The 13,075-nt window shown below is 58.4% G+C and carries 15 protein-coding genes; 6 read left to right on the forward strand and 9 right to left on the reverse strand.

Translation table 11 applies throughout. The annotated features are described in order from the left end of the window. Positions 1–146: 146 nt before the first annotated feature. Positions 147–2,705: a bifunctional acetate--CoA ligase family protein/GNAT family N-acetyltransferase gene (locus BW958_RS14415; RefSeq protein WP_076576464.1), complete on the reverse strand. Its 2,559-nt coding sequence runs from the start codon at positions 2,703–2,705 to the stop codon at positions 147–149. A 148-nt stretch (positions 2,706–2,853) separates the two neighbouring features. Here BW958_RS14415 and waaF point away from each other — a divergent pair, with 148 nt between their 5' ends. The 4 genes from waaF to BW958_RS20530 all read left to right on the forward strand — a co-directional run bounded on the left by waaF (position 2,854) and on the right by BW958_RS20530 (position 5,797). Continuing rightward, positions 2,854–3,909 (forward strand): lipopolysaccharide heptosyltransferase II, encoded by a 1,056-nt coding sequence (gene waaF / locus BW958_RS14420; RefSeq protein WP_076576465.1) that lies wholly within the window; start codon positions 2,854–2,856, stop codon positions 3,907–3,909. Further along, complete coding sequence (gene waaA, locus BW958_RS14425; protein WP_076576466.1) at positions 3,906–5,174, forward strand: lipid IV(A) 3-deoxy-D-manno-octulosonic acid transferase; 1,269 nt, start codon at positions 3,906–3,908, stop codon at positions 5,172–5,174. Before waaF ends, waaA begins: the two co-directional genes overlap by 4 nt. Before the next feature lie 82 nt (positions 5,175–5,256). Beyond that, positions 5,257–5,382: a hypothetical protein gene (locus BW958_RS20680; protein ID WP_256702031.1), complete on the forward strand. Its 126-nt coding sequence runs from the start codon at positions 5,257–5,259 to the stop codon at positions 5,380–5,382. A 97-nt stretch (positions 5,383–5,479) separates the two neighbouring features. Further along, positions 5,480–5,797, forward strand: a complete 318-nt coding sequence (locus BW958_RS20530) for a DUF2799 domain-containing protein (protein ID WP_076576467.1) — start codon at positions 5,480–5,482, stop codon at positions 5,795–5,797. A 9-nt stretch (positions 5,798–5,806) separates the two neighbouring features. On the opposite strand, the gene BW958_RS20370 is transcribed toward BW958_RS20530, so the two are convergent. Together BW958_RS20370 and BW958_RS14435 are read right to left on the reverse strand one after the other, a co-directional pair. Beyond that, complete coding sequence (locus BW958_RS20370) at positions 5,807–5,971, reverse strand: hypothetical protein (RefSeq protein ID WP_143233099.1); 165 nt, start codon at positions 5,969–5,971, stop codon at positions 5,807–5,809. Positions 5,972–6,015: 44 nt separating this feature from the next. Continuing rightward, positions 6,016–6,462 carry a flagellar basal body-associated FliL family protein gene (locus BW958_RS14435; protein ID WP_076576468.1) on the reverse strand — a complete coding sequence of 149 codons (447 nt, stop codon included), beginning with the start codon at positions 6,460–6,462 and terminating at the stop codon, positions 6,016–6,018. 144 nt (positions 6,463–6,606) lie between these two features. Here BW958_RS14435 and BW958_RS14440 point away from each other — a divergent pair, with 144 nt between their 5' ends. Further along, positions 6,607–7,137 (forward strand): chorismate--pyruvate lyase family protein, encoded by a 531-nt coding sequence (locus tag BW958_RS14440; RefSeq protein ID WP_076576602.1) that lies wholly within the window; start codon positions 6,607–6,609, stop codon positions 7,135–7,137. Further along, positions 7,134–8,003, forward strand: coding sequence for a 4-hydroxybenzoate octaprenyltransferase (gene ubiA / locus BW958_RS14445; protein WP_143233100.1), 870 nt, complete (start codon positions 7,134–7,136; stop codon positions 8,001–8,003). The genes BW958_RS14440 and ubiA overlap by 4 nt, the downstream gene beginning before the upstream one ends. A gap of 55 nt (positions 8,004–8,058) precedes the next feature. Here ubiA and glpG read toward each other — a convergent pair whose 3' ends face one another. The 6 genes from glpG to livH all read right to left on the reverse strand — a co-directional run bounded on the left by glpG (position 8,059) and on the right by livH (position 12,964). Then, positions 8,059–8,889 carry a rhomboid family intramembrane serine protease GlpG gene (glpG, locus tag BW958_RS14450; protein WP_076576469.1) on the reverse strand — a complete coding sequence of 277 codons (831 nt, stop codon included), beginning with the start codon at positions 8,887–8,889 and terminating at the stop codon, positions 8,059–8,061. Positions 8,890–8,891: 2 nt separating this feature from the next. Further along, a complete protein-coding gene (glpE, locus tag BW958_RS14455) occupies positions 8,892–9,209 on the reverse strand; it encodes a thiosulfate sulfurtransferase GlpE (protein ID WP_076576470.1) in 318 nt (105 codons plus the stop codon). 120 nt (positions 9,210–9,329) lie between these two features. Continuing rightward, positions 9,330–10,031, reverse strand: coding sequence for an ABC transporter ATP-binding protein (locus BW958_RS14460; protein ID WP_076576471.1), 702 nt, complete (start codon positions 10,029–10,031; stop codon positions 9,330–9,332). Between the two features lie 10 nt (positions 10,032–10,041). Next, on the reverse strand, positions 10,042–10,809 hold the full coding sequence (livG, locus tag BW958_RS14465) for a high-affinity branched-chain amino acid ABC transporter ATP-binding protein LivG (protein ID WP_076576472.1): 768 nt from the start codon (positions 10,807–10,809) through the stop codon (positions 10,042–10,044). Beyond that, positions 10,806–12,056, reverse strand: coding sequence for a high-affinity branched-chain amino acid ABC transporter permease LivM (locus BW958_RS14470; RefSeq protein ID WP_076576473.1), 1,251 nt, complete (start codon positions 12,054–12,056; stop codon positions 10,806–10,808). The genes livG and BW958_RS14470 overlap by 4 nt, the downstream gene beginning before the upstream one ends. Next, positions 12,053–12,964, reverse strand: a complete 912-nt coding sequence (gene livH, locus BW958_RS14475; protein ID WP_076576474.1) for a high-affinity branched-chain amino acid ABC transporter permease LivH — start codon at positions 12,962–12,964, stop codon at positions 12,053–12,055. The genes BW958_RS14470 and livH overlap by 4 nt, the downstream gene beginning before the upstream one ends. Positions 12,965–13,075: the final 111 nt, after the last annotated feature.

Raw genomic sequence — 13,075 nt, forward strand, 5'->3', positions numbered from 1 at the left:
TATCCTTGCCGAACACAGAAGTGAAACGCCGTAGCGCCGATGGTAGTGTGGCAGATGCCATGTGAGAGTAGGACACTGCCAGGCACCCAATTGAACTAAAAAGCCCATCTCGTATGAGATGGGCTTTTTGTATTTACCGGTTCCCTTTAATTTTTTAACGGCAGCAGCATGGTTACCAGGTTGTCTTCAAGCGAGACATCGACCTGGAAACCGACCTTACGAGCCAGTGTGATCATTCCTCGATTACTGGGCATGGTAATGCCGGACAGCTGCCCAATCCCCTGATCCCTGGCATAGCGGATCATCTTCTCCATCATCACTCTGCCCAATCCTTGCCCCTTGAGGTCGGAACGAACCAGTACGGCGAACTCGGCGTCGTGTCGATCCGGTGTCGAAATGGCACGGACAACAGCAAGGATCTGATCTTGATAGGGTTCTTCCTGCCCCACTGCGACAAATGCCATCTCGCGTTCGTAATCGATCTGGGTCATGCGGGCCAGCTCCTCATGGCCAAGTTCACCCACATCGGCAAAGAAACGGCGATAACGATCTTCGTCTGATACCAATGACACAAACTGCTTATGAGCCGGTTCATCCTCCGGGCGGATTGGGCGCAGCAGCAGATGGCTGCCATTGCGCATCCAGCTGCCCTCTTCCAATTCGGTGGGGTAGGCGCTGATAGCCAGATGTGGCGCACTGGTGGAGAAATCCAGCGTCACTGCGGCATCTAGCACCGTCATCTCATTATCAATGGCTAGCAGTGGATGCAGATCCAGCTCGCTGATCACCGGAAAGGTAATCAGCAGTTCCGAGAGCTGATAGAGCACCTGGGCCAGCGCCGCGATATTGAGCGGCGCAGGACCGCCCCGATCGCGGATACAGCCGCTACTGAGCGCGCCAAGGATCTGGTAGCGAGCCAGGGTCTGGTTGAGTGGTGGCAACGAGGCGACCATCTGATGCGGATGGCTGCCAGACTCGCCCAGCAGGATAACCGGCCCGAACAGGGGGTCACGCTGAATACGGATGCGCAGCTCCATACCGCCGGTCTTGGGAGCCATCTTTTGTACCAACAACCCATCGATACGTGCGCCCGGTTGGGTGCGATGAACCCGGTCCAGAATGGCATCGGCTGCTTGCGCCACCTCAGTGGAGGTGCGCAGATTTAGCACTACCCCATGCACATCAGATTTATGGGCGATATCGGGCGAGCGCAGTTTCAGTGCTACCGGATACCCAAGTTGATCCGCAGTGAGCGTTGCTTCAATTGCATCGCCCACGATCCAGGTATCGAGTGTGGTCAAACCGGCTGCGGCGAGCAGGGGGCGAGCAAGGTGAGTATCCAGCCGGTGTTGTTGGCGTTCACGAGCCTGCTGCAACAACCGGGCGCAGGCTTCCTGATCGAGTGCCCCTTCCAGAGTGGCCGGCGTTTCCATCAACTGGCGCTGGTTACGCCCATATTCCACCATGTGCATAAACGCGACCACTGCGCTCTCTGGCGTGCGGTAGGTCGGAATGCCCGCCTCATTGAACAACTTTCTTCCTTCCTGCGCCGTGTATTCCCCGGCCCAGTTGGTCAGGATATTGAAGCGGCGAGCGCGTGGGTGCTGGTTAATTGCCTCTATCAGTGCTTTGGCCAGCGCCTCGCTACCCGAGGTTAGCGAAGGAGCGTGAATAATCAGGATGGCGTTGGCTTGATCCTCTGTAAAAATTGCCTCCAGTGCGGCCAGGTAATCGGCGATATTGGCATCGCTACCAATATCGCGTGGTGCACAGGCCGGCTTGCCGCCACGCTCTTGCAAGGTATCGAGTGCCATATTGGCCAGCCCGCGGCCATTGGCGATGATCGCCAGTCGCTCTCCCATCAGGCGTGGACCATGACTCAAGGTTTCTACTGCGGCAAACAGCTCATGGGTGTCACGCACCCGCAGCATACCGGCACGGCGGATGGCCGCATCATAGATGTTGTCAGGGGTGCCGCTGTGGGCGTGTCGGCCGCTTTTGAGGACCAGAATCGGTTTGTTGCGTGCTGCTGCCCGGGCTGCTGACATGAAATGGCGAGCATCGCGCACCCGATCCATGTAAAGCAAGATGGCGCGGGTCGTGCCATCGCGCGAGAGATAGTCGAGTAACTCTCCGGTCGAGATGTCGCAATCCTCCCCGAGCGATACGAAGGTGGAGAAGCCGACATCGTGCAGTTTGGCCCAGTCCAGAATGGTGGTGCTGACGGCTGCTGATTGAGAGAGAAACGCCACCTGACCGGGGCGAGCTGCAATCGGTGAGAAGCTGGCATTGATGCCAAGGTGCGGCATCAACAGCCCCATACTGTTTGGACCAAGCAGACGAATTCCATCACGTTGGCGAATCGCTTGCAGAGCGTCACGTTGCTCGGCATCAAACCCGGTTGCTAGCAAAATAGCTGCGCCCACGCCGCGGCGACCCAGTTCATCAAGCAATGGAATGACCCGGTGGGCGGCCGTGCAGATGATGGCCAGATCTGGCACCAGTGGTAGCGCCTGCACCGAGGGATAGCTCATGACCCCGCAGACGGCGGCATGCTTAGGGGTGATCGGAAGTATGGGGCCACGAAATTGCCCCTCCAGCAGGTGGCGCATGATGACGTAGCCGGCTTTTTCCGGGTTCAGGGATGCGCCCACCACCGCGATAGAAGCAGGGCGCAACAGACGATCCAGACTGTGGGGCTTCATCGGATTCCTCGCTCGGGGGAAGAGCTACCAGTCTAGATCGAAAGCAAAGTGCAATCTGTGAGCGAATGGGTGGAACTTCTGTTACGCCTGATCGCCGGGATTGGGGCATAATCACGCCCCAGCAAAGTGAGAGTCCAAGAGTCGGCAGATGAAGATACTGGTGATCGGCCCGTCCTGGGTCGGCGATATGGTGATGTCCCAAAGCCTCTACAAGGCCCTGAAGGCCAATCATCCCGGATGTGAATTGCATGTCATGGCACCTGCCTGGTGCCGCCCGCTGCTCGAGCGTATGCCCGAGGTTGATCAGGCGCTGCCGATGCCGCTTGGGCATGGCGATTTCAAGCTGTTTGAGCGCCGTCGGTTGGGCAAGCAGTTCCGCAGTGCCGGTTATGACCAGGCGATCATTCAGCCCAACTCGATGAAGTCGGCGTTCATCCCTTTCTTTGCCCGGATTCCGCAGCGTACCGGCTGGAAGGGTGAGCACCGCTATGGTCTGCTCAACGACATGCGCAGTAACAAAAGTGCATTTCCGCTGATGGTCGAGCGCTATGTGGCGCTGGCTTACCCCAAGGCGCAGATGAAGAGTCGGGCGGACATTCCCGAGATCCCGCATCCGGCGTTGTCGGTTGATCTGATCAACCAGCAGGCCGCATTGTCCAAGCATGGGCTGGATACGGCACGGCCGGTGCTGGTGCTGTGCCCGGGGGCCGAGTTTGGCCCGGCCAAACGCTGGCCGGAAGGGCACTACGCCGTGGTGGCGCAACAACATCTGGATGAGGGTTGGCAGGTCTGGATCTTTGGTTCGGCCAAGGATGTGCCGGTTGCCAACACCATCCGTGAGCGGATCAACCCGCTAACCAAAGGTAACTGCCATGTGCTGGCTGGCAAGACCAACCTGCATGAGGCGATCGACCTGATGGCTCTCGGTAGCCGGGTCATTTCCAACGATTCCGGCTTGATGCACATCGCTGCGGCGCTCAATCGCCCGTTAATCGGGGTCTATGGCTCGACCTCGCCGCTCTACACCCCACCGCTGGCGGATAGGGTGGAGATTGTGCATACCGATATTGCCTGCCGGCCCTGCTTTAAGCGCACCTGTAAATATGGCCACCTGAAGTGTCTGCTCGAGCTGCAACCCGAGCAGGTGATTGCCGCAGGGCGCAAGCTGGACCAGCCGCAGGACGAATCCGGAGCCGATGCATGATGTGGCGCGGGGTCTATAACCTGCTGGTGCATCTGGCGTTGCCGCTGGTGCTACTGATGCTCTACAAGCCGCGCAAAGGCAAGCCGGGGTTTGGTGCTCGCTGGGCCGAGCATCTGGGGCGGGTGAGCAGCACCGGGCAAACGGCACCACTGTGGATCCACGCGGTCAGTGTCGGAGAGACGCTGGCCATTACCCCGCTTATTCGGGCGCTCAAGGCGCAATATCCGGATCTGCCCATCGTTCTGACCACCACCACCCGCACTGGCGCCGATCAGGCGGCGCGCTTGGGCGATTTGGTCGAACATCGCTACGCGCCACTGGATTATCCCTGGGCTGTAGCCGCTTTTCTGCGGGCTGTTCAGCCGCGCGCCTTGTGGGTGATGGAGACCGAGCTGTGGCCGAACTGGTTAGCCGCCTGCGCCCGCCGCCATTTACCGGTCACCATTATCAATGCCCGTCTGTCGGAGCGCTCTTGCCGACGCTATGCGCGTTTTCGTGGCGCTTTTGATGTGCTCAGCCGCCCATTGACCCACCTTTACTGCCAGCACCAAGATGACGCCGATCGCTTCGCTCGTCTTGGTATCGAGCGTGAGCGGCTGGCGGTCACTGGCTCAATCAAGTTCGACATGCAGTTTGGTGATGACGTGCGGCAGGCCGGTGCTCGTCTGCGTGAGGGATTGAGCCAGCGCCCGGTCTGGGTTGCTGCGAGTACCCATCAAGGCGAGGACGAGCAGGTGCTCGCCGCTCATCGGGCGGTGCTGGCCGTTCATCCTGACGCATTGCTGATTCTGGTGCCGCGCCATCCGCAGCGCTTCGATCAGGTAGCCGAGCTATGCCATGCGCAGGGTTTACCCTGTGTACGCCGCTCCCGCAATGAGCTGCCTGATGGCGGCGGTCCTGTCTATCTTGGCGATACCATGGGGGAGCTACCTGTCATGCTGGCAGCGGCAGACGTGGCCTTCGTTGGTGGCAGCCTGGTGGGTATTGGTGGTCACAACCTGTTGGAGCCGGCTGCGCTGGGTAAGCCTTGTCTGACCGGTCCGGCCTACTTTAATTTCAGTGATATCACGCGCCAGTTACTGGAAAACGGTGGTGCCAGCGTGGTGGAGAGTGCTGAGGCGTTGGGCCGTACCGTGAGTGCGCTGCTTAGTGATGACAGCCAGCGCGCACGAATGGGTGAGCAGGCCCGCGCCGTGGTGCTGCGTAATCAAGGGGCGCTAGCTCGCACACTGTCGCTGGGGATGGCTGCCCTGACGAGGGATTAGGGCTTGTGCATCTGGTTACTGGCATCTGCACAAAATCGTTTTAGACTTTGATCGCACCCAAACTGTAAGGGAGATGATGGCCATGGGTGGATACAAGTCCGATTATGATCTCGATGATGAGTGGGAATCTGAATCGCTCGATGAAGAGCTCGACAACTGGGAAGAGGATGACAGTTGGCAGGACGACGATCTTCCTGATGAACGTTGATTCCCCTGAATGTACAGGCGGGCCTCTGGCCCGCCTGTTTGTTATGTGGCGTGTCACCTGCGATGATAGGCATCTTGTTGCAAGGGGTAGAGCCAAGATGAAGAGAGTGGTGTGGTTCGGGTTGGTATTACTGTTGGCAGGCTGTGGCGAACAAAAAGATCCCTGTCAGCTGGCTTGGGAGAGTGTCGGTGATGCCGACGGGCGACTCGGGGTCAGCGAGCTGCAGCTCGATAAGTATCTGGAGCAGTGTCCGGGCAAGGTGGATGTTCAGGCGTGGAACAAGGGCTATCAGCAGGGTATTGCCCGCTATTGCAGTCCGGAGCTGCCGGGACGGGACAAAGCCAAGGTCGCTGCCATGTGTCAGGACGGCCGTCCGCGGGTGTTAGCCAGCCCTCCGGCTGTAGGAGCGCAATAACGCGCTGCATCACTCCTTCTTGAGTTTGAGTGGCTGGCAGAGATAGTCAGCATCGTTGGCGCTGCGTGCGCACTTACCGCAGATGAACTTGGGTTTGCGGATGATCTTGCGCAAGACGCCCAAATGCTCCGGGATATCGTGACGGCGCCACTCACACAAGGTTTTGTTGCCCATACAGCGGGAACTCCGTGGGCAGCCGGCGTGGCCGGCCGCGCCTGTTACTGATAGAGGAATTTGGTAAAAAGCAGCTCTTTGACTGCGCGCTTGCCGGCTTCTTTTTCCAACAGATCATTGACCCGTGTTTCGCACTCTTTACGTAGCTCTTCACGGGAGGCCAGCGATTTTATCTGAGCGGAATTCTTGCTACCCAGAATGCGGATGATGACATCGCGGATCAGCGGGTCGTGCAGTTTCAGCAGGTTTTTGTCCTCTTCACTGGCGGCCATCAGGTCAACAGTGAGCCGAACGTAGCCAAGAGTCTTGCTGTCACTCAGATAGTTGGTAATGATATCAGGCTCAAGAGCGTAGTAAGAGATGACGGGCCCGGCTGGTTTGGCGGCTTCGGCGCCTTCTCCTCCCTCACCCCCTTCACCGCCCTCGTTGGCGAGTGCAACGGCGCTGAACAGGGTAAGCAGGGTAATGAGCAAGAGTCTGGCAAGTGGCATGGTCAAATTCCATCGGACTGTTTGCACACATTCTTGTGCGGGTCCCCGAGGGCGTCAAGGGCTGATGTTCTTACATTTTTCCATTGTTTTACGGATAATGATCCAGTTGTTAACCAAAAGCGCAAAATAATGGTTGGGGGTGTGGTGAAATCCGAGTTGTATCTTTCCCGCAGCCCGTTGCAGTCCTGGTGTGAGCCATCTGGTCGAACGTTACCGGCTGTGCTGGCACCCTGGTTGCTTGAGTCGGGATCGCTGACGCAGCGTCTGCGTGACCACGGTGAGGGATTTGCGCTGGAACTGCTGGGCTATCATGACGTGATGCTGGCAGAAGATGAGGCCCGCTGGCTGGGTGAACCGCAAGCCCGCTGCCGCGAGGTGGTGTTATCGCTGGCTGGCACTGCGTGCGTCTATGGCTGGACACTGGTGCCACAGCGTGGCATGCGCTGTGCGGCCCTGGCGGGACAGGGGCAGACCCCGTTAGGTGAGTTAGTCTTTACTAGCGGTGCAGCGCAGCGCCGGGAGCTACAAGTTGCTACATTTGCCGTGGAACAGAGCCGCTGGTGCCGTGCGGCAATTGTGTGGGGACGTCGCTCGTTGCTGGAGTGGCAAGGCATTCCCCTGTTGGTACACGAACTGTTTCTGCCCGGTCTGGTGGATGACAAGGAGTCTATGTGAATCTGATGACCAAGGAGCGCTGGGTCGCTTATAGCCAACTGGCGCGTATCGACAGACCGATTGGTTCGTTGCTGTTGCTCTGGCCGACGTTGTGGGCGCTGTGGCTGGCTGGTGACGGCCGCCCCAATTTGTGGGTGTTGCTGGTGTTCGTGTCTGGCGTCTTTTTGATGCGCTCGGCAGGGTGCGTCATCAATGACTATGCCGATCGGGATTTTGACGGTCACGTAAAACGGACTGCTGGACGACCATTGGCAACCGGGCGGGTGACCAGCCGTGAAGCGCTGGTACTGTTTTTTGGGTTGGCGCTGGTTGCCTTTATGCTGGTGCTGACGCTTAACCCGCTTACCATCAGCATGTCGTTTGCCGGTATTGTGCTGGCAGTCTGCTACCCCTTCATGAAGCGATTTATTCCAATTCCACAGTTTGTGCTGGGGCTGGCCTTCTCGTGGTCGATCCCCATGGCCTATGCTGCGCAGGCTGAGGCGCTGCCGCCGGTGGCTTGGCTGCTGTTTCTGGCCAATCTGACCTGGACCATCGCCTACGACACTGAGTATGCCATGGTGGACCGGGACGATGACCTTAAGCTCGGGCTCAAGTCGAGTGCTATCTGGTTTGGAGTCTGGGATCGTCACATCATTGGCCTGCTGCAGATTGCGACGCTGCTGCTGTTGCTGGCTGTTGGTCTGCTGGCCGGGCTGGGTATTGCCTATTACGGTGGCTTGCTGGTGGCCGGTCTGCTGTTTATCCAGCAGCAGCGAATGATCTACCTGCGTGAGCGTGAGCCCTGTTTCCAGGCCTTCCTGGCAAACAATCAGGTGGGGATGGTGCTGTTTGCTGCGCTGGCCCTCGATTATCTGACGCGCTAACTCAGTTGATATGAAAGGCAACGGCACCTTTGCGGTGCCGTTGTCGTTTTCAGGATCAGGCGTGGTGACCGCGTCGATCCAGCCAGGCTTGTAGCAGCCCGACCAGCAGGCCGGCCAGATGAGCCATATTGCCGACCGGACCCAGCAGCCCGGTAAAGCCAAGCGCCAGCCACAGCAGCATAAATCCCATCAGTGCCGGCGGCAGGGCAATACCGCACTCTGGCTGCGAGCGTCCGCGTAACCAGCAATAACCCAGCAGGGCATAGACCACACCGGAAAGTCCACCAAACGCCGGACCACTAAGCATGAATTCGGCCGTGTTGGAGATGGCCCCTGCAGCAAGAGCCAGTATCAGCAACTTGCCGCTGCCGATCCGCATCTCAATCTGACCGCCCAGATACCACCACCACAGCAGGTTGAACACCAGGTGCATGATGGAGAAGTGGATCAGGCTCGGGGTAAAGAAGCGCCACACCTGCCAGTCGAGGAACTGGGTCAGATCGGCATGGAAGGCGAGCAGGTCGTAAAAAGGCAGACCGATCTCGTCGAGGGCAAATGTCGCGACGCAGGCAATCAGGATCAGCAGGGTCAGCGGGCCGGCATGATGCAGGAAATCGGTGATGGGGTCGGCGATGCCACGGCTGTAATCGATACGGGCATTAGCGCTGCCATGCTTCCACGAGGCTTCCATATAACGCGGGTGCTGCGGCTCGGCCAGGAAGCGTTTCACTTCCAGTTGTGCCTGTGGCAAGCGCTTTTCATCGACCAGCCAGACGGTCACTCCAAGTTCAGACTGGGTCAACTCGCAGTTGATACCCAGGCTGGCCAGATAATCGACCAGCGCCTGGGCCATGCGGGCGTTGTCGAGCACCAGCAGTTGGATCATGTTCAAGCCACCTCCACCGGGAAATGGTGGCGCCACGACTCGAAGCCACCATCTACACTGTAAACCTCTTCATAGCCTTGCTGAACCAGATATTGTGCTGCGCCTTGGCTACTGACGCCGTGATAGCACATCACCAGTACCGGCGTGTCGAAGTCAGTCTGATTCATAAATTGCACCAGACTGGCATTGGTCAGGTGGAAGGCGCCCGGCGCATGCCCGGTCGCGAAGGATTGCGGGTCGCGAATATCGACCAGACGGGCTTGGCCCTGACTGAGTTTGTCGAAGGCATCTTGCGGGGTGATGTGGGCAAACTGATCCATACGAGGTTCCTGTTCGTGTCGATACACTTGCCAGTGTAACCCATGGATCCGTGCCTGCTAACCCTACAAAAAGCAGGGAGAGCCGCAGCTCTCCCTGTATAAGCAGTTGGATTAGAAGGCTTAACCGCCGAGGTAGGCCTGGCGAACCGCCGGGTTGGCCAACAGTGCCTCACCGGTATCTTCCAGCACCACTCGGCCGTTTTCCAGCACATAGCCGCGGTCGGCCAGCTTCAGCGCCTGGTTGGCGTTCTGCTCGACTAAGAAGATGGTCATGCCTTCCTTACGCAGCTGTTCGATGGTGTCGAAGATCTGCTGGATGATGATCGGGGCCAGACCGAGCGACGGTTCATCGAGCAGCAGCAGGCGCGGCTTGCTCATCAGGGCACGGCCGATGGCCAGCATCTGCTGCTCACCACCGGACATGGTGCCGGCGCGCTGGTTGATACGTTCGTGCAGGCGCGGGAACAAGGTGAACACCTTTTGCAGCAGGGCGTCGTGCTCGCTCTTGTCGACGAAGAAGGCACCCATCAGCAGGTTCTCTTCGACGGTCAGACGGGCGAAGATGCGGCGGCCTTCCGGCACGATGGCGATGTCTTTACGCATAATGCGCGAGGCGCCCAGACCGGTAATGTTCTCACCTTCAAACCAGACGCTACCGCTGGAGGCAACCGGGTCACCGCACAGGGTCATCAGCAGGGTGGTCTTGCCGGCGCCGTTGGCGCCGATCAGGGTGACGATCTCGCCCTGGTCAACCTTGACGCTCACATCGTGCAGCGCCTGAATTTTGCCGTAGTGGGTCGATACGTTGCGAAGTTCTAACATCGTGCCTTCCTTATGATTCGCCCAGATAGGCCTTGATGACCGCGGGATTGTCACGCACCTGTTGCGGCGTGCCATCGGCCAGCGGAGTCCCCTGATTGACCACGTAGATGTGGTCGGAGATGCCCATCACCAGCTTCATGTCGTGCTCGATAAGCAGAACCGAGACATCAAATTCGTCACGCAACTTGGCGATCAGCTGATCCAGCTCCTCGGTCTCTTTCGGGTTGAGACCGGCTGCCGGTTCGTCGAGCATCAGGATGGTCGGACGGGTGCACATACAACGCACGATCTCGAGGCGACGCTGTTGGCCATAGGCCAGGTTACCGGCAGAGCGGTTGGCCAGCGCGGTAAGACCGATGGTGTCGAGCCAGAATTTGGCCCGCTCCAGCGCATCGCGTTCGGCGGCGCGAAACGCGGGCGTCTTCAGCAGACCCGAGATGAAACCCTGATTGAGGTGCTGATGCTGGGCGACCAGCAGGTTCTCCAGTACGGTCATCTCCTTGAACAGACGCACGTGCTGGAAGGTACGAACCACACCTTTACGGGCAATCTCATGACCCGGCAGGCCCTGAATCTCTTCGCCTTTGAAGCGAATGGTGCCGCTGGTGGGGCGATAAAAACCGGTCAGGCAGTTAAACACGGTCGTCTTGCCGGCGCCGTTGGGACCGATGATCGAGACGATCTGTTTCTCTTTGAGTTCGAGTGCTACCCCGTTGACGGCCAGCAGGCCGCCGAAACGCATGGAGAGATCGGAGACTTCTAACAACTTTTGACTCATTTCGGCAACTCCACATGCTGACGGGTCATCGGGATCAGGCCCTGCGGACGCCAGAGCATCATAAGGACCATCAGCAGGCCAAACATCAACATACGGTATTCATTAAAGGCACGCAGTTCTGGCAACACGGTCATGATGATGGCGGCGAGCACCACACCGGCCAGCGAGCCCATACCACCCAGTACCACGATAGCCAGAATGATGGCCGACTCGATAAAGGTGAATGACTCCGGGCTGATAAAGCCCTGACGTGCCGCAAAGAAGCTACCGGCAAACCCGGCAAAGGCGGCGCCGATGGCAAAAGCTGACAGCTTGATGATGGTTGGATTGAGGCCCAGAGAGCGGCAGGCAATCTCGTCTTCACGCAAGGCTTCCCAAGCGCGGCCAAGCGGCATGTTGAGCAGGCGCTTGATCACCAGCAGGGTGAACACCACCAGCAGCACCGCCATCAGATAGAGGAAGATCACCTTGTAGTTGGCGTCATAGCTGATGCCAAAAAACTGGTGGAAGGTTTGGCCGCCATCGGCTTCTGGACGGCGGGAAAACTCCAGACCAAACAGAGTCGGCTTGGGAATGCCGGAAATCCCGTTGGGGCCGCCGGTGACGGTGGTCAGGTTGTTGAGCAGGATCCGGATGATTTCACCAAAACCCAGCGTCACGATGGCCAGATAGTCACCACGCAGACGCAGTACCGGGAAGCCGAGCAGGAAGCCGGCCAGCGCCGCAATTCCGCCAGCGATCGGCAGGCACTGCCAGAAGCCCAGACCAAAGGCCTGATTGAGCAGAGCGTAGGTGTAGGCGCCGATGGCATAGAAGCCGACATAACCCAGGTCGAGCAGACCGGCCAGACCTACCTGAATGTTAAGCCCCAGCCCCAGCATGACATAAATCATGACCAGCGTGGCCAGGTCGAGCACGTTACGCGAGGCCATAAAGGCAAATGCCACCACGGCGACCAGCAGCACCAGCTGACCCAGGCGATGCAGGCCAGGGTTAGATTGGGCGGTAGGCAGCGAGAAGCTCGGCAGCGCACTGCGCACACTGCCTACACCTGCTGCAATCGGGGTGCGAAACAGCTGGAACAGGAATACCACGATGGCACCGAGCGCCAGCATGGGGCCGTTTTCCTGCAGGCGGCTGGCAACGGTCAGGCCAACGCCCTCCATCTGCAACTGGTAGCAAAACAGCCAGAAACCGAGCACCACGGTAACCAGCGCGGCCACGATGGCCTGTTTGAAATTCTTCATACTTTTTCCACCTCCGGACGACCGAGGATCCCGGTGGGCATCACCAGCAGGATGACAATCAGCAGGCCAAAGGCGACTACGTCCTTGTATTCGGAGCTGAGATAGGCGGAGGTCATGGCCTCGGTCACACCGAGGATCAGGCCGCCGATCATGGCGCCCGGAATCGAGCCGATACCGCCGAGAACTGCAGCCGTAAAGGCCTTCAGACCCGCCATAAAGCCGACCGATGGGTTAATCATGCCGTAGTAGAGGCCCAGCAGGATGCCGGCCACCGCCGCCAGTGCGGCACCGATGACGAAGGTCAGGGCGATGACGGTGTTGGTGTCGATACCGAGCAGGTTGGCCATCTTGATATCTTCGGCACAGGCACGGCAGGCGCGGCCCATACGGGAGTAAGCGATGAACTTGGTCAACCCGAACATGGAGATGAAGGTCACCACGAAGATGATGATCTGCATGTAGGAGAGGGTGGCGCTACCGAAGCTGATACCACCCTGAACCAGAGAGGGCATGGCGATATCACGGGAACCTTGGGCAAAACGAACCAGGTTTTGCAGGAATATCGACATACCGATGGCGGAGATGAGCGGGATCAGACGGTTGCTGCCACGCAGCGGACGATAGGCAACCCGTTCGATGCTCCAGCCATAACAACTGGTAATCAGGATGGAGATGACAAATGCGGCGCTAATAAGCACCACGGGAGCATCGATGCCCATCAGCATCAGGGCAGAGATAACCATGAAGCCGATGTAGGAACCGATCATGTACACCTCGCCGTGGGCGAAGTTGATCATGCCGATGATGCCGTAAACCATGGTGTAGCCAATTGCGATCAGCGCATACGTACTGCCTATGGTCAGGCCGTTAAGTAGCTGCTGAATAAAGTAAAAAAACTGTTCAGACATATATTTTATAGTTCCTGAGTGATCCGCGAGACACGGATCAGCGCGGAATTGACAGCACTCGAATAAATTAAAAAAGCAGGACTGCTTTCACACTCCCGCTTTTCATTCATT

The organism is Aeromonas sp. RU39B, from assembly GCF_900156095.1.
Classification (GTDB): domain Bacteria; phylum Pseudomonadota; class Gammaproteobacteria; order Enterobacterales; family Aeromonadaceae; genus Aeromonas.